The following is a 21,978-nucleotide window of genomic DNA, read 5'->3' as shown; positions in this document are numbered from 1 at the left end:
GCGCGTTGGGGCGTCGTCACCCACTACTCGCGCGGCGGCCCGCCGGCGCACCCCGCCCCCGCGCCCCCCCCTGGACTCCGTGTCCGGACCGTCCGGCCCGCCCTCGCCGGCGGGCCCGGCCGGTTACTCCGCCTGGGCGCCGGCCTCGACCGGCGCACCGGGGCGCACGCCCGGCTGCGGCGCGTCGCCCACCTCGGGGACCGGCCGCGCCGTCTCCGCGTGGATCTCGACCGTGGCCTCGACGGCCACCACGACCTGCTCGCCCGAGCGCTGCCCGGCGCGGATCGAGTCGATCCTGGCCAGCACCTTGCTGCGCAGGTCGGCCGGGGTGTCGTCGCAGCCGCAGGAACGCTTGATCAGCGCCTTGATCGCCTGCTCCAGGCCGTACTGGCGCAGGCACGGCGAGCACTCCTCGAAGTGCACGCGCAGCTTGGCGCAGTCGCCCTCGGCCATCTCGTTGTCGAGGAATTCGTAGAGGTGGTCGAGGACCTCGCCACACTCGGTGTCGTGCGGATCGCCGCAGCTCATGAGCCCGAGCCCTTCGCTTCCTGCCCTGCCCCGCTGCCGGCCGGGACGAGCCCGCGCTCACGGGCGTAGTCCTCCAGCATGCCGCGCAGCTGACGACGGCCGCGGTGCAGCCGGGACATCACCGTACCGATGGGAGTACCCATGATGTCCGCGATCTCCTTGTACGCAAAGCCTTCGACGTCCGCGAGGTACACGGCGATCCGGAATTCCTCCGGGATGGCCTGGAGGGCGTCCTTCACGTCGCTGTCGGGGAGGTGGTCCAGGGCCTGGGTCTCGGCCGAGCGCAGCCCCGTCGACATGTGCGACTCGGCGCGCGCCAGCTGCCAGTCCTCGATCTCCTCGGCGGCGGTGCGCTGGGGCTCCCGCTGCTTCTTGCGGTACGAGTTGATGAAGGTGTTGGTGAGGATGCGGTACAGCCAGGCCTTGAGGTTCGTGCCCTCGCGGAACTGGTGGAACGACGCGTACGCCTTGGCGAACGCCTCCTGGAGCAGGTCCTCCGCGTCCGCCGGGTTGCGCGTCATGCGCAGCGCGGCCGAGTACATCGGATCCAGGTAGCCCAGGGCGTCGCGCTCGAAGCGCTCCCGCCGGGCCTCCTCGGTCTCCTCGGCCGACACCCGGAAGGTGTCCTCACCGATCGCCTCGGCCAGTTCCTCACCGGTGAGCGCCTCGCCCTCGGGCCGGCCCTCATCCGGGCCACGGCCGGGTTCGGCCTCGTGCTCGGTCCCGACGACCGGACCCACCTCCTCGGCATGGCGCGCACGGCCCACGGCGGGCCGCCCCGAAATGGAGGATATCGGGCTGACGGGCTTCTCGCCCGCGACTATCCAGTCGGACCAGGCGGGAGCGAACGCCGTGGCGGCCTCTCGCTCCTCCGGCCGCTCCGGGCACGCGATCGAACCCATCTGCCCTGCCTCTCACCCGTTAATCTGCTGACGAGGGTGTCAACCACAGGGCCCCCGCCCGCATTCCCGGCCCCGCGCGGCTTTCACCCGCACGGGTGAGCGAACGGAGCGCCCGGGGAAAACCGCAGCTCACCGCCGGTCCCGCGCTCACAGCAGCCCGAGCACCCAGTCCCCGACCGCCCCGCAGATCAGCTCCAGCACCTCGTCCTGCCCCACCGGGGCCCGCTTCGGCACCTCGAAGCCGTGGCTGCCGTACGGCACCTCCACCAGCGCGTGGCCCCGCGGCAGCTCCGGGAACTCGGCCGGCCCGCCGAACGGGTCCGCCGCGCTCTGCACCACCAGCGTCGGCAGCCCCGACTCCAGCAGCTCCTGCGCCCGGCTCTTCTCCGGCTTGCCCGGCGGGTGCAGCGGGAACGCCAGCGCCACCACGCCCACCGCCCCGCTCACCGCGCCCGTGCGGCACGCCACCCGCGCCCCGGCGCTGCGCCCGCCGACCACCAGCGGCAGGCCCTGCCCGGCCAGCCGCTCGGCCACCGGCCGCCAGCCGAGGTCCAGCGTCCGCGGCGCCGGGCCGAGCTTCTTCCCGGCCACCCGCCACGGCTGCTCCACCAGCGCCACGGTGATCCCGCGCGGCGGCAGCGCCGCGGCCAGCGCGACGAGGTCCCGCGCGCCGGTCCCGCCGCCCGCGCCGTGCCCGAGGGCCAGCAGCGCCTTCGGGGCTGCCGCCCGGTGGTAGGTGATCCGGGCGTCCCCGGCCTCGGTGGGGACGAGTTCGGTGGTCGTCAACGGTGGCTCCCTCTCGGAACGGCACGGATCCGCAACTCGGTTGGTCAGAACAGCGCGGACGGTCGGGACGAACGGCCGGCACGGACGGTCAGAACAGCGTGGTCTCGTACTCGACCTCGGTCCACGGTTCCTTGAGCTCCGGGCCGTTGTTGCGGATGCTGCCCACCGCCGGCGACACCGGGGTGGCCCGCAGCGCGCCGGGCGGCGGGGGTATCAGCAGCCGGCGCAGCCCGTCCGGGTCGCTCTGCCCCGGGTCCAGCCACTCGTCGAACGAGGACGGGTCGAGGAACAGCGGCATCCGCTCGTGGATCGGCGCGAGCAGCGGCTCCGCGTCCGTCGTCACGATCGTGAACGTCACCAGCCAGGCCGCCGGGTGCCCGGCCGGCACCGTCCGGTCGCGCCAGAACTCGTACAGCCCGGCCAGCGCCAGCGGGGCGCCGTCCGTCCGGGAGACGAAGAACGGCTTCTTGCGCGGCTTGCCGCGCTCGGCGGGCACCGTCTGCCACTCGTAGTAGCCGTCCACCGGCAGGATGCACCGCCGGGAGGCGAACGCCTGCCGGTAGGAGGGCTTCTCGTGCACGGTGTCCGACCTGGCGTTGATCATCTTCACCGCCGTCTCGGCCGAGTTCGACCACTGCGGGACCAGGCCCCAGCGCAGCACCCGCAGCTGGCGCACCGCGCCCGGCCGCTCCTTCGACATCCGCTCCAGCACCACGAACGCGCTGTTCGTCGGCGCCACGTTCCAGTTCGGCGCGAGGGTCTCCTCCGGATCCCACTGCTCGACCCCGAAGAGGTCGAGGAGGTCCTCGGGCTTGCTGCTGGAGGCGAAGCGACCGCACATGCGGGCCACTCTGCCACGGCCCCGGGTCTCACCACTTCTTCATCCCGAACAGCGAACCACCGCCTCCCGCCCTCCCGTCCCCGCATGGGAGGCTGCTCCGAACGGCCCAGCACAGCGAACGGAGGCGAGACCCCGCCATGACCCCCAGCCCGACGACCGGACACGACCTCGGCGACCTGTGGGACCGGGTGACCGGCACCCAGGCCGCCCCGCCCGGCTGGCTGGTCCTCGCCACCGGCGCGCTCGCCCTGCTCGCCGTCCTCGCCCGCCCGCTGTGGCACGTCACCCGCAACGCGGTGACCATCGCCCACGAGGGCGGCCACGGCCTCGCCGCCCTCGCCACCGGCCGCAAGCTCGCCGGGATCCGGCTGCACTCCGACACCTCCGGCCTCACCCTCTCCTACGGCCGCCCCACCGGCCCCGGCATGGTCCTCACCGCCGCCGCCGGCTACACCGCCCCCGCCCTGCTCGGCCTCGGCTGCGCCGCCCTGCTCGCCGCCGACCGCATCACGCTGCTGCTGTGGCTGGCGATCGTGCTGCTCCTCGCCCTGCTGGTGCGCATCCGCAACGCCTACGGCCTGTTCACCGTCCTCGTCGCCGGCGCCGCCTTCTTCCTCGTCTCCTGGTTCGGCAGCGCCCAGGTCCAGGCCGGTTTCGCCTACCTCGGCTGCTGGTTCCTCCTGTTCGGCGCCGTCCGCCCGGTCCTGGAGCTCCAGCACCAGCGCCGCACCGGCTGGGCCCGCGACTCCGACGCCGACCAGCTCGCCCGCCTCACCCACGTCCCGGGCCTCGCCTGGGTCACCGTCTTCCTGCTGGTCGCCCTCGCCTCGCTCGCCCTCGGCGCGAGCTGGCTGCTCCAGCCCTTGCACTGAACCCCCACAGTCCCGGCATGCGGCCGCAGCGGGGGCCGTTCCGGTACGGCCCCTAAACTGGCCCCCATGACCGAGACCCTGTGGCCCGCCCCCGTCGCGACCACCCCCGTTGACGCCACCGTCACCATCCCCGGCTCCAAGTCGGTCACCAACCGGGCCCTGGTGCTGGCGGCACTGGCCGACGAGCCCGGCTGGGTCCGCCGCCCGCTGCGCAGCCGCGACTCCCAGCTGATGGCCGACGGCCTGCGCGCCCTCGGCGTCGGCATCGAGGAGAAGGTCAACAACGACTCCGGCGGCACCGGCGGCGGCGAGGCGTGGCGCGTCATCCCCGCCCCCGCCCTGCTCGGCCCGGCGTCCATCGACGTCGGCAACGCCGGCACCGTCATGCGCTTCCTGCCGCCGCTCGCCGTCCTCGCCGACGGCCCGGTCCACTTCGACGGCGACCCGCGCAGCTACGAGCGCCCCCAGCACGGCGTGATCAACGCCCTGCGCGCCCTCGGCGCCCGCATCGACGACGAGGGCCGCGGCGCCTTCCCGCTCACCGTGCACGGCACCGGCGCCCTCGACGGCGGCCCGGTCGAGCTCGACGCCTCCTCGTCCTCCCAGTTCGTCTCCGCCCTGCTCCTGTCCGGCGCCCGCTACAACCACGGCGTCGAGGTCCGGCACGTCGGCGGCCCCGTCCCGTCGCTGCCCCACATCCGGATGACGGTCGAGATGCTGCGCCTGGCCGGCGCCCAGGTCGACGCCCCCGAGGACGGCGGCGAGAAGGACGTCTGGCGGGTCACCCCCGGCGCCCTGATCGGCCGCGACCTGGTCGTCGAGCCCGACCTGTCCAACGCCGCGCCGTTCTTCGCCGCCGCGCTCGTCACCGGCGGCCGGGTCACCGTCCGCGACTGGCCCAAGCACACCACCCAGCCCGGCGACCAGCTGCGCGAGATCTACTCCCGCATGGGCGGCGCCTGCGAGTTCACCGACGAGGGCCTGCAGTTCACCGGCACCGGCCGCATCCACGGCATCGAGGCCGACCTGCACGACGTCGGCGAGCTCACCCCGGTGATCGCCGCCGTCGCCGCGCTCGCCGACTCCGAGTCCCACCTCTACGGCATCGCCCACCTGCGCCTGCACGAGACCGACCGGCTCGCCGCGCTCGCCAAGGAGATCAACGACCTCGGCGGCGACGTCACCGAGACCGAGGACGGCCTGCGCATCCGCCCCCGCCCGCTGCACGGCGGCGTCTTCCACACCTACGAGGACCACCGCCTGGCCACCGCCGCCGCCGTCATCGGCCTGGCCGTGCCCGGCGTCGAGGTCGAGAACGTGGCCACCACCGCCAAGACCCTGCCCGACTTCCCGAACATGTGGGCGGACCTGCTCGGCGAAGCGGCGGCGGACGCCTGAGCGGAGACTGAAGCCATGCGCCGCTACGGCAAGGACGCCGACGAGGACGACATCCGCAACCGCCCCGCCCGCCGGGGCTCCCGGCCACGGACCCGGATCCGGCCCAAACACGAGGACGCCGCCGAGGCGATGGTGCTGACCGTCGACCGCGGCCGGATCACCTGCCTGATCGACCCGGGGACCAAGCAGGAACGCCAGATCGTCGCCATGAAGGCCCGCGAACTGGGCCGCAAGGGCGTCGTCGTCGGCGACGTCGTCAACATCGTCGGCGACCTCTCCGGGGACGCCGACACCCTCGCCCGGATCGTCCGGGTCGAGGAACGCACCTCCGTGCTGCGGCGCACCGCGGACGACGACGACCCGTACGAGCGGATCGTCGTCGCCAACGCCGAGAAGCTCGCCATCGTCACCGCCCTGGCCGACCCGGAGCCCCGGCCCCGGCTGATCGACCGCTGCCTGGTGGCCGCCTACGACGCGGGCATGGAACCCCTGCTCGTGCTCACCAAGGCCGACCTCGCGTCCGCCGAAACGCTCCTGGAGTCCTACGCGCCGCTCGGCATCGACTACGTCGTCACCCGCCGGGACGAACTGGAGAGCGCGGGCGCCGAGGCCGTACGCGAGCACCTGCGCGGCCGCTCCACCGTGTTCATCGGCCACTCCGGCGTCGGCAAGACCACCCTGGTCAACGCCCTCGTCCCGGACCGCCAACGGCAGACCGGCCACGTCAACGCCGTCACCGGCCGCGGCCGGCACACCACCGTCTCGGCCCTCGCGCTGCGCCTGCCCCCGCCCCCGGGCGCCAAGGCCGGCTCCAAGAAGGCGCTGAACTCGGGCTGGGTGATCGACACCCCGGGCTTCCGCTCCTTCGGCCTCTCCCACATCGACCCGTCCCGGGTCATCCTCGCCTTCCCCGACCTGGAGCCGGGCACGGTCGACTGCCCGCGCGCCTGCAGCCACGACGAGCCGGACTGCGCCCTGGACGCCTGGGTCGCCGACGGCCACGCCGACGCCGCCCGGCTCTACTCGCTGCGCCGCCTGCTGGCCAGCAAGGAGGCCCGCGAGGACGACTGACCCCGCCCGGCCCCGCCGCGTCCCGGCGAGGCCGGTGGCCCGTTCGAGGTGTCGGACCGCGCCGCCCTGGCGATCATAGGAAAGTCGGACCACTGTGCGGTCCGACCCGTCGATCGACAGGGAGGGCACGCGATGGCATGGGCCCTGGTGATCCTGGCCGGCCTGCTGGAGACCGGCTTCGCGATCAACCTCAAGCTCAGCGAGGGCTTCACCAGGCTCTGGCCCACCATCAGCTTCTGCGTGTTCGCCCTCAGCAGCTTCGGCCTGCTGACCCTCTCGCTCAAGAGCCTGCCGGTCGGTCCGGCCTACGCGGTGTGGACCGGCATCGGCGCGGCCGGCACCGCCATCTACGGCATGGTCTTCCTGGACGAGACGACGTCGGTGCTCAAGCTGGTCTCGATCTCCCTGGTGATCGCCGGCGTCATCGGCCTGCAGCTCAGCGGCACCACCCATTGAGCCGCGGGCCGATGAGCGTTCACTCCGTGAGCCCGGCTGTCCCGATCCGGGCGGGCTCGCTAGGGTTTCGGACATGGCCGACTACCACGACGACCTCCGACTCGCCCACGTCCTCGCCGACTCGGCCGACTCGGTCACCCTGGAGCGCTTCCGCGCGCTCGACCTCGCGGTCGAGACCAAGCCCGACCTCACCCCCGTCAGCGACGCCGACAAGGCCGCCGAGGAACTGGTGCGCGGCATCCTGCAGCGCGCCCGCCCGCGCGACGCCGTCCTCGGCGAGGAGTTCGGCCTCCAGGGCTCCGGCCCGCGCCGCTGGGTGATCGACCCGATCGACGGCACCAAGAACTACATCCGCGGCGTGCCGGTCTGGGCCACCCTGATCGCCCTGCTGGAGGACGGCCCGGACGGCGTCGGGCGCCCGGTGGTCGGCATCGTCTCGGCCCCCGCGATCGGCCGCCGCTGGTGGGCCGCCAAGGACCTCGGCGCCTACGCGGGCCGCAGCCTCGCCAAGGCCTCGCGGATCCACGTCTCCGGCGTCTCGCGCATCGAGGACGCTTCCTTCTCCTACTCCTCGCTGTCCGGCTGGGAGGAGCGCGGGCGCCTCGACCCGTTCCTCGACCTCACCCGGGCCTGCTGGCGCACCCGCGCCTACGGCGACTTCTGGTCCTACATGATGGTCGCCGAGGGCGCCGTGGACATCGCCGCCGAGCCCGAGCTGTCGCTCTGGGACATGGCCGCCAACTGCATCATCGTCGAGGAGGCCGGCGGTCGCTTCACCGGCCTGGACGGCGTCCCGGGCCCGGGCGGCGCGGACGCCGTCGCCAGCAACGGCCTGCTGCACGAGGAGACGCTGCGGCGCCTGAGCGTCTGACGCGACCCGTCCCGGACGTGATCGCGGGCCCCTCGACCAGTGGGAGCTGGTCGAGGGGCCCGCCGTCTTTCCCGGGGCAAGCCCGCGGCTACTTCTTGCGCAGCTCGCGGACGGCCGCCTCCAGCCGCTGCCCGTAGTCGGCGTCGGCCTTGCGGAAGTTGTCGACGGCCCGCTCCACGATGTCCTCGCGGTCCTCCGAGACCTTGGCGATGAAGCCGGCCAGGCCCGCGATCAGGCGCTGCTTCTCGTCCTCGGAGTAGAGGCGGTAGAGGTTGCCGGCCTGCACGAAGTCGTCGTCCTCGGCGTGCGAGGGCGCCACGTGGTTGCCGGTCGCGCCGGTGACGGCGGTGGCGGCCCACAGCGGGCGGCCGGTCTCGACCGGGCCGCCGAAGCTGTTCGGCTCGTAGTTCTTCTGGCGGCCGTGGCGGCCGTCGTACAGGTAGCCGTCGCGGCTGTTGGTGCGCGCCGCGGTGGCGTGCGGGCGGTTCACCGGCAGGTGGTCGGCGTTGATGCCGACGCGGTAGCGGTGGGCGTCCGCGTAGGCGAACAGGCGGCCCTGGAGCATCTTGTCGGGGGACGGGCCGATGCCGGGCACGAAGTGCGCCGGGGAGAAGATCGACTGCTCGACCTCGGCGAAGACGTTGTCGGGGTTGCGGTTGAGCTCCAGCTTGCCGATCTCGACCGGCGGGTAGTCCGCGTGCGGCCACACCTTGGTCAGGTCGAAGGGGTTGAAGCGGTAGTTCGCCGCGTCGGCCGCCGGCATGATCTGGACCTGCACGGTCCAGGTCGGGAACTCGCCGCGCTCGATCGCCTCGCGCAGGTCGCGCTGGTGGCTGTCCGGGTCCTCGCCGGCGAGGCGGTTGGCCTCGTCCTGGGTGAGGTTGCGGATGCCCTGGTCGGTCTTGAAGTGGTACTTGACCCAGAAGTGCTCGCCGGCCTCGTTCTGCCACTGGAAGGTGTGCGAGCCGTAGCCGTTGAGGTGGCGGTAGGTCGCCGGGATGCCGCGGTCGCCGAACAGCCAGGTCACCTGGTGGGTCGACTCGGGCGACAGGCCCCAGAAGTCCCAGACGTTGTCCGCCTCCTGCGAGCCGGTGTACGGGTCGCGCTTCTGGGTGTGGATGAAGTCGGGGAACTTGATCGCGTCCTTGATGAAGAACACGGGGGTGTTGTTGCCGACGAGGTCGTAGTTGCCCTCCTCGGTGTAGAACTTCAGCGCGAAGCCGCGCGGGTCGCGCACCGCGTCGGCGGAGCCGAGGTTGCCGGCCACGGTGGAGAAGCGCAGGAAGACCTCGGTCTGCTTGCCGATCTCGGCGAGGAAGCCGGCCCGGGTGTAGGGCGTCACGTCGGCCGTCACCGTGAAGGTGCCGTAGGCCGCAGCGCCGCGGGCGTGCACCACGCGCTCCGGGATGCGCTCGCGGTTGAAGTGCGCGAGCTTCTCGAACAGTAGCTGGTCCTGGATGAGCGCCGGGCCGCCGACACCCGCCGTCTCGGTGTTCTGGTTGTCGGCGACGGGGGCGCCCGCCTCCGTGGTGAGGGTGGGGCGCAGCTCGTCCTGGGTCGTCATGAGAGAAGCCTCCGCGTGATCCGATCGTGAGGACTCGATCCTAACTTGGACTTTGTCTAAGTCAATACTGGCACCAATCTCAGAGCGTGACCTACTCTGGTGCGCATGAGCGACCTGCTGGAACGACTTCGCGGACGTGGGTGGCGCCTGACCTCGCAGCGCCGGGTCGTGGCCGAGGTCCTCGACGGCGAACACGTCCACCTCACCGCCGACGAGGTGCACGCCCGCGCCGCCCGGCACCTGCCCGAGATCAGCCGCGCGACCGTCTACAACACGCTCGGCGAACTCGTCGCCCTCGGCGAGGTCCTGGAGGTCGCCACCGACGGCCGCGCCAAGCGCTACGACCCCAACGCCCGCCACGCCCACCAGCACCTGGTCTGCTCGGGCTGCGGCGCGATCCGCGACGTCCACCCCCACGGCGACCCGCTCGCCGCCCTGCCCGCCACCGAGCGCTTCGGCTTCGTCCTCTCCGGCGCCGAGATCACCTACCGCGGGCTCTGTCCGGACTGTACGCACGCGCCGGCCCGCTAGGCCACGCCACCGCTCAGCCCGGAGCCGCTACGCGCTCAGCTCCGCGTGCAGCGCCCCGAGCAGCCGCCCCGCCCGCTCCGCCACCTCCGCCGGCCCGTAGTCGGCCGCCCGGCGGCACCAGTTCTCCGCCTGCACCGGCTCCCCCCGCCGCAGCGCCAGCAGCGCCAGGCGCAGCGCCGCCCGCCCGTGCCCGGCGTCCGCCGCCCGGGTGTACCAGAGCATCGCCTCGGCCTCGCTGTCCTGCCGGGCCAGCAGCAGCCCCAGGTTGAACGCCGCACTGCGGCTCCCGGCCTCCGCCGCCCGCCGGTACCAGCTCTCGGCGATCTCCAGCGCGCCGCGCTCGGCCGCCCGCACGCCCATGCGCACCTGCGCCCGGCGGTGCCCGGCGTCCGCCGCCACCGCGTACCAGTGCTCGGCCTCCGCGTCCGCCTCGCCCCGCCGGTCCAGCACCGACGCCAGCCGGAACGCGCCCTCGGCCGAACCGCCCGCCGCCGCCTGCCGGTAGCGCTCCAGCGCGCCCGCCAGGTTGCCGCGCTGCTCCTGGGCGACCGCGAGCTGCAGCGCCGCCTCGCCGTGGCCCTCGGCGGCGGCCCGCGCGTACCACTCCTGCGCCTGCTGGTGCTCGCCGCGCCCGGCGTGCAGCACGCCGAGGTTGAACGCGCCGTCGACGCTGCCCGCCTCGGCCGCCTTGGAGAACCACGGCTCGGCGCCGGACTCGTCGCCGCGCTGGAGCAGCACCACGGCCAGCGCGTTGCACGCCTCCCGGTGCCCGGCGTACGCGGCCCGCCGGTACCACTGCTCGGCCTGCTGCTCACGGCCGGTGCCGGCGCACAGCAGCCCGAGGTTGAAGGCGCCGTTGTGGTCGCCCGCGTCCAGCGCGCCGCGGTACCAGTGCTCGGCCTCCTTGGCCTCGCCGCGGCTCGCGTGCAGCGCGCCGAGCGCGTTGGCGGCGTTGCCGTCCCCGGCCTCGGCGGCCTCCTGCCACCACTCGGCGGCGGCCGCGACGTCCCCGGAGTCGCGCAGCAGGAAGCCGAGCGCGCACGCGGCCCGCGGCTCGCCGTTCTGCGCGGACTGCCGGTACCAGCGGGCGGCCTCGTCCAGCAGCGCCTGGTCGGCTCCGGCCCGCTCCTCCAGCAGCACGCCCAGGCGCAGCGCGGCCCGGGCGTGGCTGCGGGCGGCGGCGGTGCGGTACCAGGTCTCGGCGGTGTCCTTGTCGCCGGCGGCCTCGCGCATCCGGGCCAGCCGGTAGGCGGCCTCGCGGTGGCCGGCGTCGGCGGACACCTTGAACCAGCGCTCGGCGCGGACGTCGCGCCGGTGCTCCATCAGGTCGCCGAGCGCGTAGGCACCGAGCGGGTGGCCGTGGTCGGCGGCGAAGTGCAGCCAGTACTCGGCGGCCTCCTCCTCGCCCTGGTCGCGCAGCTGGAGGCCGAGCGCGTGCGCGGCGGGGGCGCTGCCGGCGACGGCGGCCTGGCGCCACCACTGGGCGGCCTCGGCGCGGTGGCCCTGCTGGTGCAGCAGCACGCCCAGGTTGTTGGAGGCGGCGCGGACCCCGGCCGCGGCGGCGGCGCGCAGGTACGGCTCGGCGTCCTCCAGTTCGCCGCGGCGCAGCAGCAGCGTGCCGAGCCGGGAGGCGGCGTCCGGGTCGCCCTCCTCGGCGGCGCGGCGGTGCCGGGCCTCCAGCGCGGCCTGCTCGCGGGCGGCCAGCGCGGTCTCGAAGCTGGTGGTGTCCAGGCCCGCCGGGTCGAGGGCGCCGCCGCCGTGGGCGCCGCCGGAGCCGTCGGCGGACTCGCCGTACGGCCCGACGGCGGAGGTGAACTGACGGGTGGGCACGTGGACGAGGCTGTCGGGGCCGCAGCCGGCCGCGCGGCGCTCGGCGAGGCCGCCGGTGCGCTGGGCGGGCAGGGCGCCGGGACGGCTCTCGGGGCTCTCCGCCCAGGCGTCGGTGTCCGCCTCGGTGGCGGCGCCGGACCTGGCACCTGGCCCGTTCTTGCCGATCAGCCTCATCCGGACTCCCGCTCCCCCAGAGTGTCGCGGCATCCTCCCCCAGCCACCGGCCGGGGGGTCCTCCAGGGGAAGCGCCGGACCCGACGGCTGGTCAGCAGCCGTGCACCGTCCCCCATGTGTCCCATCGTCGCACCACCCGCAACCCGCGTACACCTGCCCCGGCCGAATTCGGGCGGGGCTGCCCCGAAGCCGACGAAATTGCTTCGGCGCTTTGTCGATTTCCCGACACTTCAACCCCACAAACCCGGTGCCGTCATCGTTGGCGACGGTCGATAGTACCGGAGCGGTTCCCGCCGCTTCGGAGCGAAAACGCCAGAGGCCCGGAGGACGAATCCTCCGGGCCTCTGTCACTACTGAGTAGCGGGGACAGGATTTGAACCTGCGACCTCTGGGTTATGAGCCCAGCGAGCTACCGAGCTGCTCCACCCCGCGTCGGTGACTCAACAGTAGCACGGACGCGGGGCGGAACCGAAATCGGTTGCCGCAGCTCAGCGGGCGCGGGCCCGGCGGCTCACGGCTTCGGGCTCGGCGACCCGCCCGCGGTGGCGGACGGGCCGCCGCTCGGGGCGGCCGGCGCCGGAGCGCCGGAACGGGCCGCGTCGGCGGCCTTCAAGGCGTCGCCCAGCGCCTTCTGCGCGTTGCCGTACGCCACCCAGTCGCCGTTCTTGAACGCCGTCTGGCCGTCGTTGTACGCCTTCTCCGCGTCCGACAGCGCCTTCTGCAGCTCCGGCGAGATCGTCCCGCCCGGCTGCGGCGTCGTCGGACCCGTCGACGTGCCCGGGTTCGCCGGGGTCCCCGGGTTCGCCGGATTGCCCGGAGTGCTCGGCGCCGTCGGCGTCGTCGCCGGCGCGGCCCCCGCGAACACCTTGCGCAGCGCCTCCTCCAGCGTGTTCTCGAACGCCACGTTGTCGTTCCCGTACACCACCAGGACCTTCTGCAGCGTCGGGTACTTGGCGCCGCGCCCGCGCACGTACACCGGCTCGACGTTGAGCAGCCCGCCGCCCACCGGCAGCGTCAGCAGGTTCCCGTACTCCAGGTCCGAGTCGCCGCCGCTCTTCAGCAGCGTGATCTGCTGCGCCACCTCGGGGCGGGAGTTGAACTGCGACTGCACCAGGTTCGGGCCGAGCGTCTTGCTGTCGCCCGGCACCTTCAGGATCCGGATCTTCCCGTAGTCCGGGCCCGGATCGGCGTCGACCGCCATGAACGCCGCCAGGTTGTCCCGGCCGTTGGGCACGAACGTCGTCGTCAGCGAGAAGCTCGCCGACGTCACCTCCGGGTCCGGCATGCGCAGCGTCAGGTAGTACGGCGGCTGCACCTGCTTGGTGTCGCTCGTCGGGTCCACCGGGACCTGCCAGATGTCACTGCCGTTGAAGAACGAGTTGGCGTCCGTCACGTGGTACTGGCCGAGCAGGTCGCGCTGCACCTTGAACATGTCCTGCGGGTAGCGCAGGTGCGGCAGCAGCGTCGCCGGGATGTCCGCCTTCGGCTCGACCGTGCCCGGGAACGCCTTCATCCACGTCTTCAGCACCGGGTCGTTGTCGTCCCACTGGTAGAGCTTCACCTCGCCGGTGTACGCGTCGACCGTGGCCTTCACCGAGTTGCGGATGTAGTTGACCTTGTTGGCCACCGACAGCAGCTCGCCGCGCTGGTTGGTCAGCGAGTCCTTCGTCGCCGTGCCCAGCGTCGTCTTCGACGCGAACGGGTAGCCGTCGGACGTCGTGTAGCCGTCCAGCACCCACACCACCCGGCCGTCCTGCACCACCGGGTACGGGTCGGCATCGATCGACAGCCACGGGGCGACCTTCTCCACCCGCTCCTTCGGCGTCCGGTTGTAGATCACCTTCGCGCCGTCGGTGATCGCCCCCGCGTACAGCATCTGCGGCTCGGCGAAGCGCACCGCGTACGCGGCCCGGGTGAGCGGATTGTCCAGCGAGACACCGCTGTTGCCGGTGTACTGGTACTGCTTGTTCTCGCCGGTCTCGGTCGTGTAGTCGATCTCCTGGTTCGAGCCGCCGACGATCGAGTACGTCGTCGTCTTCTCGCCGTAGTAGACCCGCTGCTGGTAGTCGCCGAGCGCCCCGGTCGCCGGCAGGCCCGACTCGGTGAACACCGGCTGGCCCTTGTCGTTGACCTGGTTGCCCTTGGCGACCACCGCGCCGTAGCCGTGCGTGTACTTGAAGTGGTCGTTGATCCAGTTGCGCTGCACGCCGTTCAGGTCCAGCTCGCGCAGGCCGATCACGGTGTCCTGCTTGTCCGTGCCCGCGCCGTAGCGGTCCACGTCCAGCGTGTTCGGGAACGCGTAGTAGTTGCGCTGCTGCTCGATCGACTGGAACGTCGGCGACACGATGTTCGGGTCCAGCAGGCGGATGTCGGCGATCGTCTGCGCGTCCGGCTTCAGCGCGTCCGCCGTCGTCGACCCCTGCGGGGTGTACTGCGACGTCTGCGCGTCCGCGATGCCGTACGCCCGACGCGTCGCGTCGATGTTCTTCTGGATGTACGGCGTCTCCTTGGCCTGCTCGTTCGGCTTCACCTGGAACTGCTGCACGATCGCCGGGTACACCCCGCCGATCAGCACCGCCGACAGCACCATCAGCCCCAGACCGATCAGCGCCGGCGCCCACGTGCGCCGCACCGGCGTCAGGAAGAACAGCACCGCGCAGATGATCGCCACGAAGAACAGGATCGTCTTCGCCGGCAGGAACGCGTTCGCGTCCACGTACCGCAGGCCCGTCCAGCCCGAAACACCCTTGTACGAGCCGGTCTTGACCGCCAGCGCGTACCGGTCCAGCCAGTACGCCACCGCCTTCAGCAGCACGAACACGCCCAGCAGCACCGCCAGGTGCCCCTGCGCCCCCGCACTCGCCCGCCGGCCGGGCCCCTGCAGCCGCAGCCCGCCGTACAGGTAGTGCACCAGCACCGAGGTCAGCAGCGACACGATCACCGCGCTGAACGCGAAGCCCAGCACGAACTCGTAGAACGGCAGGTCGAAGGCGTAGAACGACACGTCCATGCCGAACTGCGCGTCCTTCTCGCCGAAGGACGTCGCGTTCGTCCACATCAGCCACGTGCGCCACTGCCCCGACGCCGCCGCCCCCGCCACCAGGCCGATCACCAGCGACACGCCGATCAGCGCCCAGCGCTTGAACGGCGCCAGCCCCGCCCGGTAGCGGTCCAGGCTCTGCTGCTCCACCGACATCGCCGACAGCGGCGGGCGCAGCCGGTGCGCCAGCCACACGTTGAAGCCGACGATCAGCGCCATCAGCAGCCCGAACACCGCGAACAGGCCGACCTTCGTCCACAGCTGGGTCGTGAACACCGACGCGTAGTGGACCGACCTGAACCACAGCCAGTCCGTCCAGAAACCCGCGAACATGACGAACAGCAGGAACAGCACCGCGAGCACGCCCAGGGTCAGCAGGGCCACCCGCGCCCGCCGGGAGGGCGGACCTACCCTGCGCCGGAAACCCGGCCCTGAGCGTTCCGGCATCTGGAATACCACGGTGGCACCTCAGCTGTGTCGTCTGGAGTCGGTCGGTCTTCAGAGCAACTTAACCAGGCTCCGACCGAGTTCCCACCGTTAGCAGACGGTTACGACGCCGCTCCTCCACACCACCCGCACCGCCCGGCGCGGCAAGCCCCACCCGGCGTGTGAGGATTGAGACATGTCCGACGCCACCGCCACGCCCCAGCCCGACTCCCCCGACGACGTCTCCACCCTCCCCGCGGCCACCCCCCTCACCCGCGCCGCCCTGGAGATCGACGAGTACGCCGCCACCCTCGGCTGGGACCTGCCCGCCCGCCTCTTCGCCCTCGTCGACTCCGGCGCCCTGCGCAAGGCCGACCCCCGGGTCGCCAAGCAGCTCGGCCTCACCGACGACGACGCGGCCGGCCTCACCCCCGTCGAGCAGGACGAGATCCCGGCCGGCACCCCCCTCGACAAGTTCCTCGGCACCATCGCCTGGCCCGACGCCGTCGCCGGCTGCGCCCTGGTCGTCGAGCGCCTCATGCTGCCGCCGGGCGCCGAGCAGAGCCGCCCGCGCAACGCCAGCGACGCCCAGCTCACCGAGTGGGTGGCCAACCACCCCAAGCGCGAGGAGGTGCGGATCACCGCCGCCGTGCTGCGCGACGGCAAGAAGGAGATCGCGCTGCGGCTGCGCTCCAAGGACACCGCGCGCGAGGTGCTGACCGGCCCCGACCTGGTGCCCGGCCTGACCGAGGCCCTGCTGGCGACCTTCGCGTAGCCGCCCTCCGGGGCCCTGCCGCACGGCGGGGCCCGCCGTGGCGGATCGCTACTTCGCGGCGCAGGACGGCAGCGCGGAGGTCTGGCCGGAGCGGATCTGCTCCAGCGACTTCAGCGCGCCGTCCAGCGTGTCCGTCTTGACCAGGGTCAGCCCGGACGGGACGTTCTTGCCCGCCTCGGCGCAGTTGCCGGACGGGGTGAGGAAGTACTCGGCGCCGGCGTCGCGGGCGGCGATGATCTTCATCGATATCCCGCCGATCGGCCCGACCTTGCCGTCGTCGTCGATGGTGCCGGTGCCCGCGACGAACCTGCCGCCGGTGAGGTCGCCGCCCGGGGTCAGCTTGTCAATGATGCCGAGCGAGAACATCAGGCCGGCGCTCGGCCCGCCCACGTCCTGCAGGCCGATGTCGATCTGGAACGGGTAGGTGTGCCGGATCCCGGTGCCGATGCCGACCACCGCGAGGCCGGCGCGCTCGGCCGGGGCCTTCGGGTCGAGGTCCCTGGCCGCCACGGTCGGGACGGTGACGTCGGTGCGGGCCGCCGGGTCCGCGGCGCCGTTGCCCGAGGTGTCCTTGAGCCGCGGGACGACGGTGAAGACCACCGACTCGCCCGGCTTGTGCTTGGTGACGCCCGCGGCCACCTGGTCCGTCGTCGTCACCGCGGTGCCGTCGACGGCGACGATCTGGTCGCCCGCGTGCAGCCGGCCCTCGGCGGGCGCGCCCGCGGTGACCGTCTTGACGATCAGGTCGTTGCCGACCGGGATGCCCAGCTGCTTGAGCGCCGCGGTGCGGGCGCTGTCCTCGGAGGAGGCGAACTCCTCGGCGTTCTGCTTCTTCGCGTCCGCGTCCGACTGCCCCTTGGGGTAGACGTTGTCGTGCGGCACCACCATCACGTCGTCGCGCAGCCACCCGATCACCGCGTTCACCAGGCTGGGCTCGTACTTGGCCCCGGTGACCTGCACGGTCGTCATGTTCAGGTGCCCGGTCGTCGGGTACGAGTCGCGCCCGGTGATGGTGATCACCGGCTTGCCCCCCTGCTGGCCGAGCGTGTTGTACGTCGGGCCCGGGCTCATCTCCGTGTACGGCACCTTCATCAGCACCGAGACGCAGAGCAGCGCTATGAGCAGCAGGGTGGCGGCGAGCATCGTCGCGGAGCGGCGTGGCATGGCACGACAGTACGGGACGCGGGTGAACCGGCGCCCCCCGGGCTACCGGCCGGAGGTCTCCCCCGAACCGGCGCTGCCGGCGGTCGTGCGTTCCATCGCGGCCATGAACCGCCGGTGTTCGGCGAGTGAGGCCGGGTCCCCCGTGGCCCTCGGCGCCCGCTGGGCCCAGCCCGCCCACACGGCGGCGAGCAGGACGGCGGCAACCGGAATGATCAACCAGGCGAGCGCACCCATGTCAGTACTCCCAGCTCGTCGTGTCTATGAGCAGATTAACCACTCCGGCGGACAACGCGATCACCGCCGTCCGGGTTACGGGAGCGCCGATCGGCTCACTGCCGGGGAGTATCCGGCGCGGGCGGCCGGACCCGTTCGGGTGAGGCCGCGGCGCGCCTGACGCTCCGCGTGCTGGGAACGTGCGGGTTCAGCAGTTGCCGGCGCCGACCCACTCCTCCTCGCCGTCGGCGAAGACCTGGTGCTTCCAGATCGGCACCTCGTGCTTGAGGTCGTCGATGAGCCGGCGCGCGGCGGCGAAGGCCTCGCCCCGGTGGGCGCAGGAGACCGCGACGATCACGGCCTTGTCGGTGATCTCCAGCCGGCCGATCCGGTGCACCGCGGCGAGCGCGCGGACCGGGAAGTCCGCGACGATCTTCTCGGCGATGCGGCGCATCTCCTGCTCGGCCGTGGGGTGGCAGCTGTACTCCAGCGCGGCCACCGACTTGCCGCCGTCGTGGTCACGGACCGTCCCGACGAAGACGGTCGTGCCGCCGGCCGCGTCGTCGCCCACCGCCTCGTACACCTCGTCCAGGGAGAGCGGGGTGTCGCGGACGGCGAGCAGGCGGATGGGGTCGTGGTTCTCGGACATGACCCCATGATTGCCCATCCGGGGTGGTCCCGGGCAAGGGGCTTCCGCATCACGATCCGGGAATTTCGCATCGTGAGAAGTCGGGGTGACGGCCGACCCCGCGCTCCGGGCCCGGCTCCCTCTCGAGCCGCCCTGCCGGACGTCCCCCTGCCGGAAGTCCCCACGCCGGACGTCCCGACGCGGGACGCCCCCACGCCGGACGCCCCCTCGGTGGGCACCCCCTCGGACTCCTCAGAAGCGGCGCCGCTTGCGCGCCCGCCGCACCAGCGCCGCCGTGCCCACCAGCGCCACCGTCGCCCCGGCCGCGCCCAGGCTGGTCGCCGCCTCCTTGCCGCCCAGCCGCCGCCCGGCCACCGCGTGCTTGCCCGCCACCTGCGCCAGCAGCTCCGCCAGCACCTGCTCGTTCGTCCAGGCCGGACGCCAGCCCGCCTCGTGCAGCCGGCTGCCGGACACCACCCACGGGTACATCGTGTAGGCCAGGTCCCCGGCCGGCGCCGGGGTCAGGCCCAGACGGTGCAGCCGGGCCGCGGTGCCGAGCGCCAGGGAGGCCGGCAGCTCCATCCGGCGGATGCCGGACAGCCGCTCCACGTCCTCCTGCTCCAGCCAGCCGTCGCAGCCGACCGTCACCTCGCCCTCGACCAGGCCGAGCGCCGCGTACTCCAGCGCCATCGCCAGGTCGTCCACGTGGCAGAACTGCCAGCACGGCCGCGAACCGGCCACCACCAGCAGCCGGGGCGCCTCGAAGTGCCGGGTCAGCACCGTGTCCACGCCCGGACCCACCACGACCGCCGGGCGCAGCACCGTCACCTGCAGCCCCGGGTGGGCGCGCGGCGCCCGCCGGGCCAGGCGCTCGATCTCCAGGAGGTCCCCGACCAGCGAGGCCTCCTCCGTCGCCCGCAGCTCGGAGTCCTCGGCCAGCGGTACCTCGTTGTCGGCCAGCGCGCCGTAGACCATCGCCGACGTGCACAGCACCACCCGGTGCACCCCGGCCGCCGCGGCGGCGGTCAGCACGGTCTGCGCGCCGCGGACGTTGTAGGCGCTGCGGGCCCGCGGATCGGACTCCATGCCGAAGTCCATCGCCAGGTGCACCACGACGTCGACCCCGGCCAGCCGCTCGGCGACCGCCGGATCCCGCACGTCCAGCACCCGCCACTGCACGCCCGGCACGTCACCGCGCCGGTCGTCCACCGCGAGGACCTTCTTCACGTGCGGGGAGGCCACCAGGCGGGCCGCGACCCGCTCGCCGAGCACCCCCGCGGCCCCCGTGACGGCCACGACGACCGGCCGTCCGCCGTAGGCTGGAGGCGGCGACGCCGTGGTGTCCGGGGCGTCCTCGCCTCCGGTCAGCCCAGAGCGAACGTCCGAGGGCGGGGAACTCACCGGCCATCCTCCACGGTTAGCTTATGTGCGTACGTACGTGTGTCACGTACGTCCATCCTGCCCGAGGCGAAGGCCCCGCGGTGCACCCGGCGCGGGCCCGCCGCGCGGGAGCCGCTCGCGAGTCCCCACTCCGCCGCCGCCCCGGGCCCGCAGGATTTCCCGCCACACCCGTATGACGGCCGACCGGATCGAGGACCCCGTGAGCGACCTTCCCTTCGGATTCGGCGTTCCGCCCGAGGAGCCCGAGGACGGCAAGGCCAAGCCCGACGACGAGCAGAAGAAGAAGGACCAGGGCTCGCAGGGCGCCGACCAGAGCGGCCCCCAGCCCTTCGGCTTCGGCGCCGGCAACCCCTTCGGCGCGCTGTTCGGGATGCCCGGCGCCCCCGGCACCCCGGGCGCCCCCGGCGCGGGCGACAACCCGTTCGCCGCGATGTTCGGCGGCCTCAACCCGGGCGACCTCGGCGCCGCGTTCCAGCAGCTCGGACAGATGCTCTCCTTCGAGGGCGGCCCGGTGAACTGGGACCTCGCCACGAACATCGCCCGCCAGACCGTCGTCGCCGAACCCGCCGAGGGCAAGAGCAAGGACCGCTCGGTCAGCGCCGCCGAGCGCTCCGCCGTCGCCGAGGCCGTCCGGCTCGCCGACCTCTGGCTCGACGGCGCCACCGAGTTCCCCTCCGGCGCCGGCACCGCCGTCGCCTGGAGCCGCGCCGAGTGGATCGAGGCCACCCTCCCGGTCTGGAAGGACCTCGTCGACCCCGTCGCCGAACGCGTCGGCACCGCCATGGGCGGCGTCCTGCCCGAGGAGATGCAGGCCATGGCCGGCCCCCTCATGGGCATGATGCGCTCCATGGGCGGCGCCATGTTCGGCACCCAGATCGGCCAGGCCCTCGGCGCCCTCGCCGCCGAGGTCGTCGGCTCCACCGACATCGGCCTGCCCCTCGCCCCGGCCGGCAAGGCCGCGCTGCTGCCCCAGAACGTCGCCGAGTTCGGCGAGGGCCTCAGCGTGCCCGCCGAGGAGGTCCGCCTCTACCTCGCCCTGCGCGAGGCCGCCCACCAGCGCCTCTTCGCCCACGTGCCGTGGCTGCGCGCCCACCTGCTGGGCGCCGTCGAGGCCTACGCCCGCGGCATCAAGGTCGACACCTCCCGCATGGAGGAACTCGTCGGCCAGCTCGACCCCACCAACCCCGAGGCGCTCCAGGAAGCGCTCGCCGGCGGCCTCCTCCAGCCCGAGGACACCCCCGAGCAGAAGGCCGCCCTCGCCCGCCTGGAGACCGCGCTCGCCCTCGTCGAGGGCTGGGTCGACGCCGTCGTCCACACCGCCGCCGAGCCCCACCTGCCCCAGGCCGGAGCCCTGCGCGAGACCGTCCGCCGCCGCCGCGCCGCCGGCGGCCCCGCCGAGCAGACCTTCGCCACCCTCGTCGGCCTGGAGCTGCGCCCGCGCCGCCTGCGCGACGCCGCCCGGCTCTGGGCGCTGCTCGCCGACGCGCGCGGCGTCGAGGGCCGCGACGCCCTCTGGCAGCACCCCGACATGCTGCCCACCGCCGCCGACCTCGACGACCCGGACGCCTTCGTGCACCGCGGCGCGTCCGGCGACCTGGAGGGCGGCATCGACTTCGACGCGCTCGACAAGCTGCTCGGCGAGGCCGCGGCCGGCGGCACCACGAGCCTCACCAAGGGCGACACCCCCGAGAACGACGGGCCCGAGCAGGACGGGCCCAAGCAGAACGGGCCCGAGCAGGACGGCACCGACGGAAAGGGCGAGCCCACCGCATGACCGCCACCGACCCGGGGGCGTCCGCCCTGCACGCGGACGCCGTCGGCACCCTGACCCGGTGGCGGCCCGCCGACCAGGACCAGGAACAGCTGCGGCTGGACTACCTGGAACACCTGCACGCGCAGCCCGAGGGCCTGTACCGCTCCTGCCTGCCCGCCCACATCACCGCGAGCGCCGCGGTCGTCGACCCGGCGGCCGGGCGGGTGCTGCTCACCCTGCACCCCAAGGTCGGCCTGTGGCTGCAGATGGGCGGGCACTGCGAGCCGGGCGACGCCGACCTCGCGTCGGCCGCGCTGCGCGAGGCCGTCGAGGAGTCCGGCATCCCGGACCTCACCCTGCTCGCCGTCGACGGCCGGCCCGCCCCGGCCAAGCTCGACCGGCACCAGGTCCGCTGCACCGGCAAGGACCGGCCGGAGAACACCCACCTGGACGTCCAGTACATCGCGCTGGCCCCGGCCGGCGCGCAGGCACTGATCAGCGAGGAGTCGCTCGACCTGCGCTGGTTCGACTACGACGGCCTGCCCGAGCTGACCGACCACTCGGTGCGCGACCTCGTCGCGCGGGCGAGGCGGCTCACGAGCTGAGGTGCGACAACCGGAAGGGGGGGGGGGGCGCCGCTACCGCCACCCCCCCCCCGGCCGCCCACCCGACCAGTACGGGGTCGCCAAGGAACCGCCGAAGACCGCCACCGACCCCCCCTCCGCCAAGAGCAAACACCCCCCCCCACCCAAGA

At 73.3% G+C, this 21,978-nt stretch carries 20 protein-coding genes and 1 tRNA gene; 9 read left to right on the top strand and 12 right to left on the bottom strand.

Annotated features, from left to right (window positions below; translation table 11 throughout):
* Nucleotides 1–123 precede the first annotated feature (123 nt).
* The 4 genes from rsrA to ACFV4G_RS10150 form a co-directional block, all read right to left on the bottom strand.
* Nucleotides 124–528 (bottom strand): mycothiol system anti-sigma-R factor, encoded by a 405-nt coding sequence (gene rsrA / locus ACFV4G_RS10165; RefSeq protein WP_380438493.1) that lies wholly within the window; start codon nt 526–528, stop codon nt 124–126.
* A complete protein-coding gene (locus ACFV4G_RS10160; protein WP_308130030.1) occupies nt 525–1,268 on the bottom strand; it encodes a sigma-70 family RNA polymerase sigma factor in 744 nt (247 codons plus the stop codon). Before ACFV4G_RS10160 ends, rsrA begins: the two co-directional genes overlap by 4 nt.
* 309 nt (nt 1,269–1,577) lie before the next feature.
* Nucleotides 1,578–2,216: an alpha/beta family hydrolase gene (locus ACFV4G_RS10155; protein ID WP_380438490.1), complete on the bottom strand. Its 639-nt coding sequence runs from the start codon at nt 2,214–2,216 to the stop codon at nt 1,578–1,580.
* A gap of 88 nt (nt 2,217–2,304) precedes the next feature.
* Nucleotides 2,305–3,057 carry an SOS response-associated peptidase gene (locus ACFV4G_RS10150; RefSeq protein ID WP_380438488.1) on the bottom strand — a complete coding sequence of 251 codons (753 nt, stop codon included), beginning with the start codon at nt 3,055–3,057 and terminating at the stop codon, nt 2,305–2,307.
* Nucleotides 3,058–3,194: 137 nt separating this feature from the next.
* Here ACFV4G_RS10150 and ACFV4G_RS10145 point away from each other — a divergent pair, with 137 nt between their 5' ends.
* The 5 genes from ACFV4G_RS10145 to hisN all read left to right on the top strand — a co-directional run bounded on the left by ACFV4G_RS10145 (nt 3,195) and on the right by hisN (nt 7,725).
* Complete coding sequence (locus tag ACFV4G_RS10145; RefSeq protein ID WP_380438486.1) at nt 3,195–3,929, top strand: M50 family metallopeptidase; 735 nt, start codon at nt 3,195–3,197, stop codon at nt 3,927–3,929.
* 66 nt (nt 3,930–3,995) lie between these two features.
* The gene (gene aroA / locus ACFV4G_RS10140; RefSeq protein ID WP_380438484.1) at nt 3,996–5,327 is read left to right on the top strand and encodes a 3-phosphoshikimate 1-carboxyvinyltransferase; all 1,332 of its coding nucleotides are present in this window, start codon (nt 3,996–3,998) and stop codon (nt 5,325–5,327) included.
* Between the two features lie 15 nt (nt 5,328–5,342).
* Complete coding sequence (rsgA, locus tag ACFV4G_RS10135) at nt 5,343–6,398, top strand: ribosome small subunit-dependent GTPase A (protein WP_380438482.1); 1,056 nt, start codon at nt 5,343–5,345, stop codon at nt 6,396–6,398.
* A 132-nt stretch (nt 6,399–6,530) separates the two neighbouring features.
* On the top strand, nt 6,531–6,854 hold the full coding sequence (locus tag ACFV4G_RS10130) for a DMT family transporter (RefSeq protein ID WP_380438480.1): 324 nt from the start codon (nt 6,531–6,533) through the stop codon (nt 6,852–6,854).
* A 73-nt stretch (nt 6,855–6,927) separates the two neighbouring features.
* Nucleotides 6,928–7,725 carry a histidinol-phosphatase gene (gene hisN / locus ACFV4G_RS10125; protein WP_380438478.1) on the top strand — a complete coding sequence of 266 codons (798 nt, stop codon included), beginning with the start codon at nt 6,928–6,930 and terminating at the stop codon, nt 7,723–7,725.
* 88 nt (nt 7,726–7,813) lie between these two features.
* Here the strand turns inward: hisN and ACFV4G_RS10120 are convergent, their stop codons facing one another.
* The gene (locus ACFV4G_RS10120) at nt 7,814–9,289 is read right to left on the bottom strand and encodes a catalase (protein ID WP_380438476.1); all 1,476 of its coding nucleotides are present in this window, start codon (nt 9,287–9,289) and stop codon (nt 7,814–7,816) included.
* Nucleotides 9,290–9,394: 105 nt separating this feature from the next.
* On the opposite strand from ACFV4G_RS10120, the gene ACFV4G_RS10115 reads away from it, so the two are divergent.
* Entirely contained in the window at nt 9,395–9,820 is a 426-nt protein-coding gene (locus ACFV4G_RS10115; RefSeq protein ID WP_380438474.1) for a Fur family transcriptional regulator, read from the top strand.
* 27 nt (nt 9,821–9,847) lie between these two features.
* Here the strand turns inward: ACFV4G_RS10115 and ACFV4G_RS10110 are convergent, their stop codons facing one another.
* The 3 genes from ACFV4G_RS10110 to ACFV4G_RS10100 all read right to left on the bottom strand — a co-directional run bounded on the left by ACFV4G_RS10110 (nt 9,848) and on the right by ACFV4G_RS10100 (nt 15,311).
* Nucleotides 9,848–11,824, bottom strand: coding sequence for a tetratricopeptide repeat protein (locus tag ACFV4G_RS10110; protein WP_380438472.1), 1,977 nt, complete (start codon nt 11,822–11,824; stop codon nt 9,848–9,850).
* Nucleotides 11,825–12,182: 358 nt separating this feature from the next.
* A tRNA-Met gene (locus tag ACFV4G_RS10105) sits at nt 12,183–12,256 on the bottom strand.
* Nucleotides 12,257–12,335: 79 nt separating this feature from the next.
* The gene (locus tag ACFV4G_RS10100) at nt 12,336–15,311 is read right to left on the bottom strand and encodes a UPF0182 family protein (RefSeq protein WP_380438470.1); all 2,976 of its coding nucleotides are present in this window, start codon (nt 15,309–15,311) and stop codon (nt 12,336–12,338) included.
* Nucleotides 15,312–15,486: 175 nt separating this feature from the next.
* Here ACFV4G_RS10100 and ACFV4G_RS10095 point away from each other — a divergent pair, with 175 nt between their 5' ends.
* Entirely contained in the window at nt 15,487–16,065 is a 579-nt protein-coding gene (locus ACFV4G_RS10095; protein ID WP_380438468.1) for a PPA1309 family protein, read from the top strand.
* A gap of 48 nt (nt 16,066–16,113) precedes the next feature.
* On the opposite strand, the gene ACFV4G_RS10090 is transcribed toward ACFV4G_RS10095, so the two are convergent.
* From ACFV4G_RS10090 to ACFV4G_RS10075, 4 genes are all read right to left on the bottom strand, one after another.
* Nucleotides 16,114–17,229 (bottom strand): PDZ domain-containing protein, encoded by a 1,116-nt coding sequence (locus tag ACFV4G_RS10090; protein ID WP_380438466.1) that lies wholly within the window; start codon nt 17,227–17,229, stop codon nt 16,114–16,116.
* Between the two features lie 42 nt (nt 17,230–17,271).
* Nucleotides 17,272–17,463 carry a hypothetical protein gene (locus tag ACFV4G_RS10085; protein WP_380438464.1) on the bottom strand — a complete coding sequence of 64 codons (192 nt, stop codon included), beginning with the start codon at nt 17,461–17,463 and terminating at the stop codon, nt 17,272–17,274.
* Nucleotides 17,464–17,650: 187 nt separating this feature from the next.
* On the bottom strand, nt 17,651–18,091 hold the full coding sequence (locus tag ACFV4G_RS10080; RefSeq protein WP_380438462.1) for a molybdenum cofactor biosynthesis protein MoaE: 441 nt from the start codon (nt 18,089–18,091) through the stop codon (nt 17,651–17,653).
* A 231-nt stretch (nt 18,092–18,322) separates the two neighbouring features.
* A complete protein-coding gene (locus ACFV4G_RS10075) occupies nt 18,323–19,471 on the bottom strand; it encodes an NAD-dependent epimerase/dehydratase family protein (RefSeq protein ID WP_380438460.1) in 1,149 nt (382 codons plus the stop codon).
* Nucleotides 19,472–19,670: 199 nt separating this feature from the next.
* On the opposite strand from ACFV4G_RS10075, the gene ACFV4G_RS10070 reads away from it, so the two are divergent.
* The gene (locus tag ACFV4G_RS10070) at nt 19,671–21,245 is read left to right on the top strand and encodes a zinc-dependent metalloprotease (protein ID WP_380438458.1); all 1,575 of its coding nucleotides are present in this window, start codon (nt 19,671–19,673) and stop codon (nt 21,243–21,245) included.
* The gene (locus ACFV4G_RS10065) at nt 21,242–21,829 is read left to right on the top strand and encodes an NUDIX domain-containing protein (RefSeq protein ID WP_359966250.1); all 588 of its coding nucleotides are present in this window, start codon (nt 21,242–21,244) and stop codon (nt 21,827–21,829) included. Before ACFV4G_RS10070 ends, ACFV4G_RS10065 begins: the two co-directional genes overlap by 4 nt.
* The last annotated feature ends 149 nt before the right edge of the window (nt 21,830–21,978 follow it).

The organism is Kitasatospora sp. NPDC059747 (assembly GCF_042732955.1).
Lineage (GTDB): Bacteria > Actinomycetota > Actinomycetes > Streptomycetales > Streptomycetaceae > Kitasatospora.
This window is presented reverse-complemented; position numbering and strand designations above follow the sequence as displayed.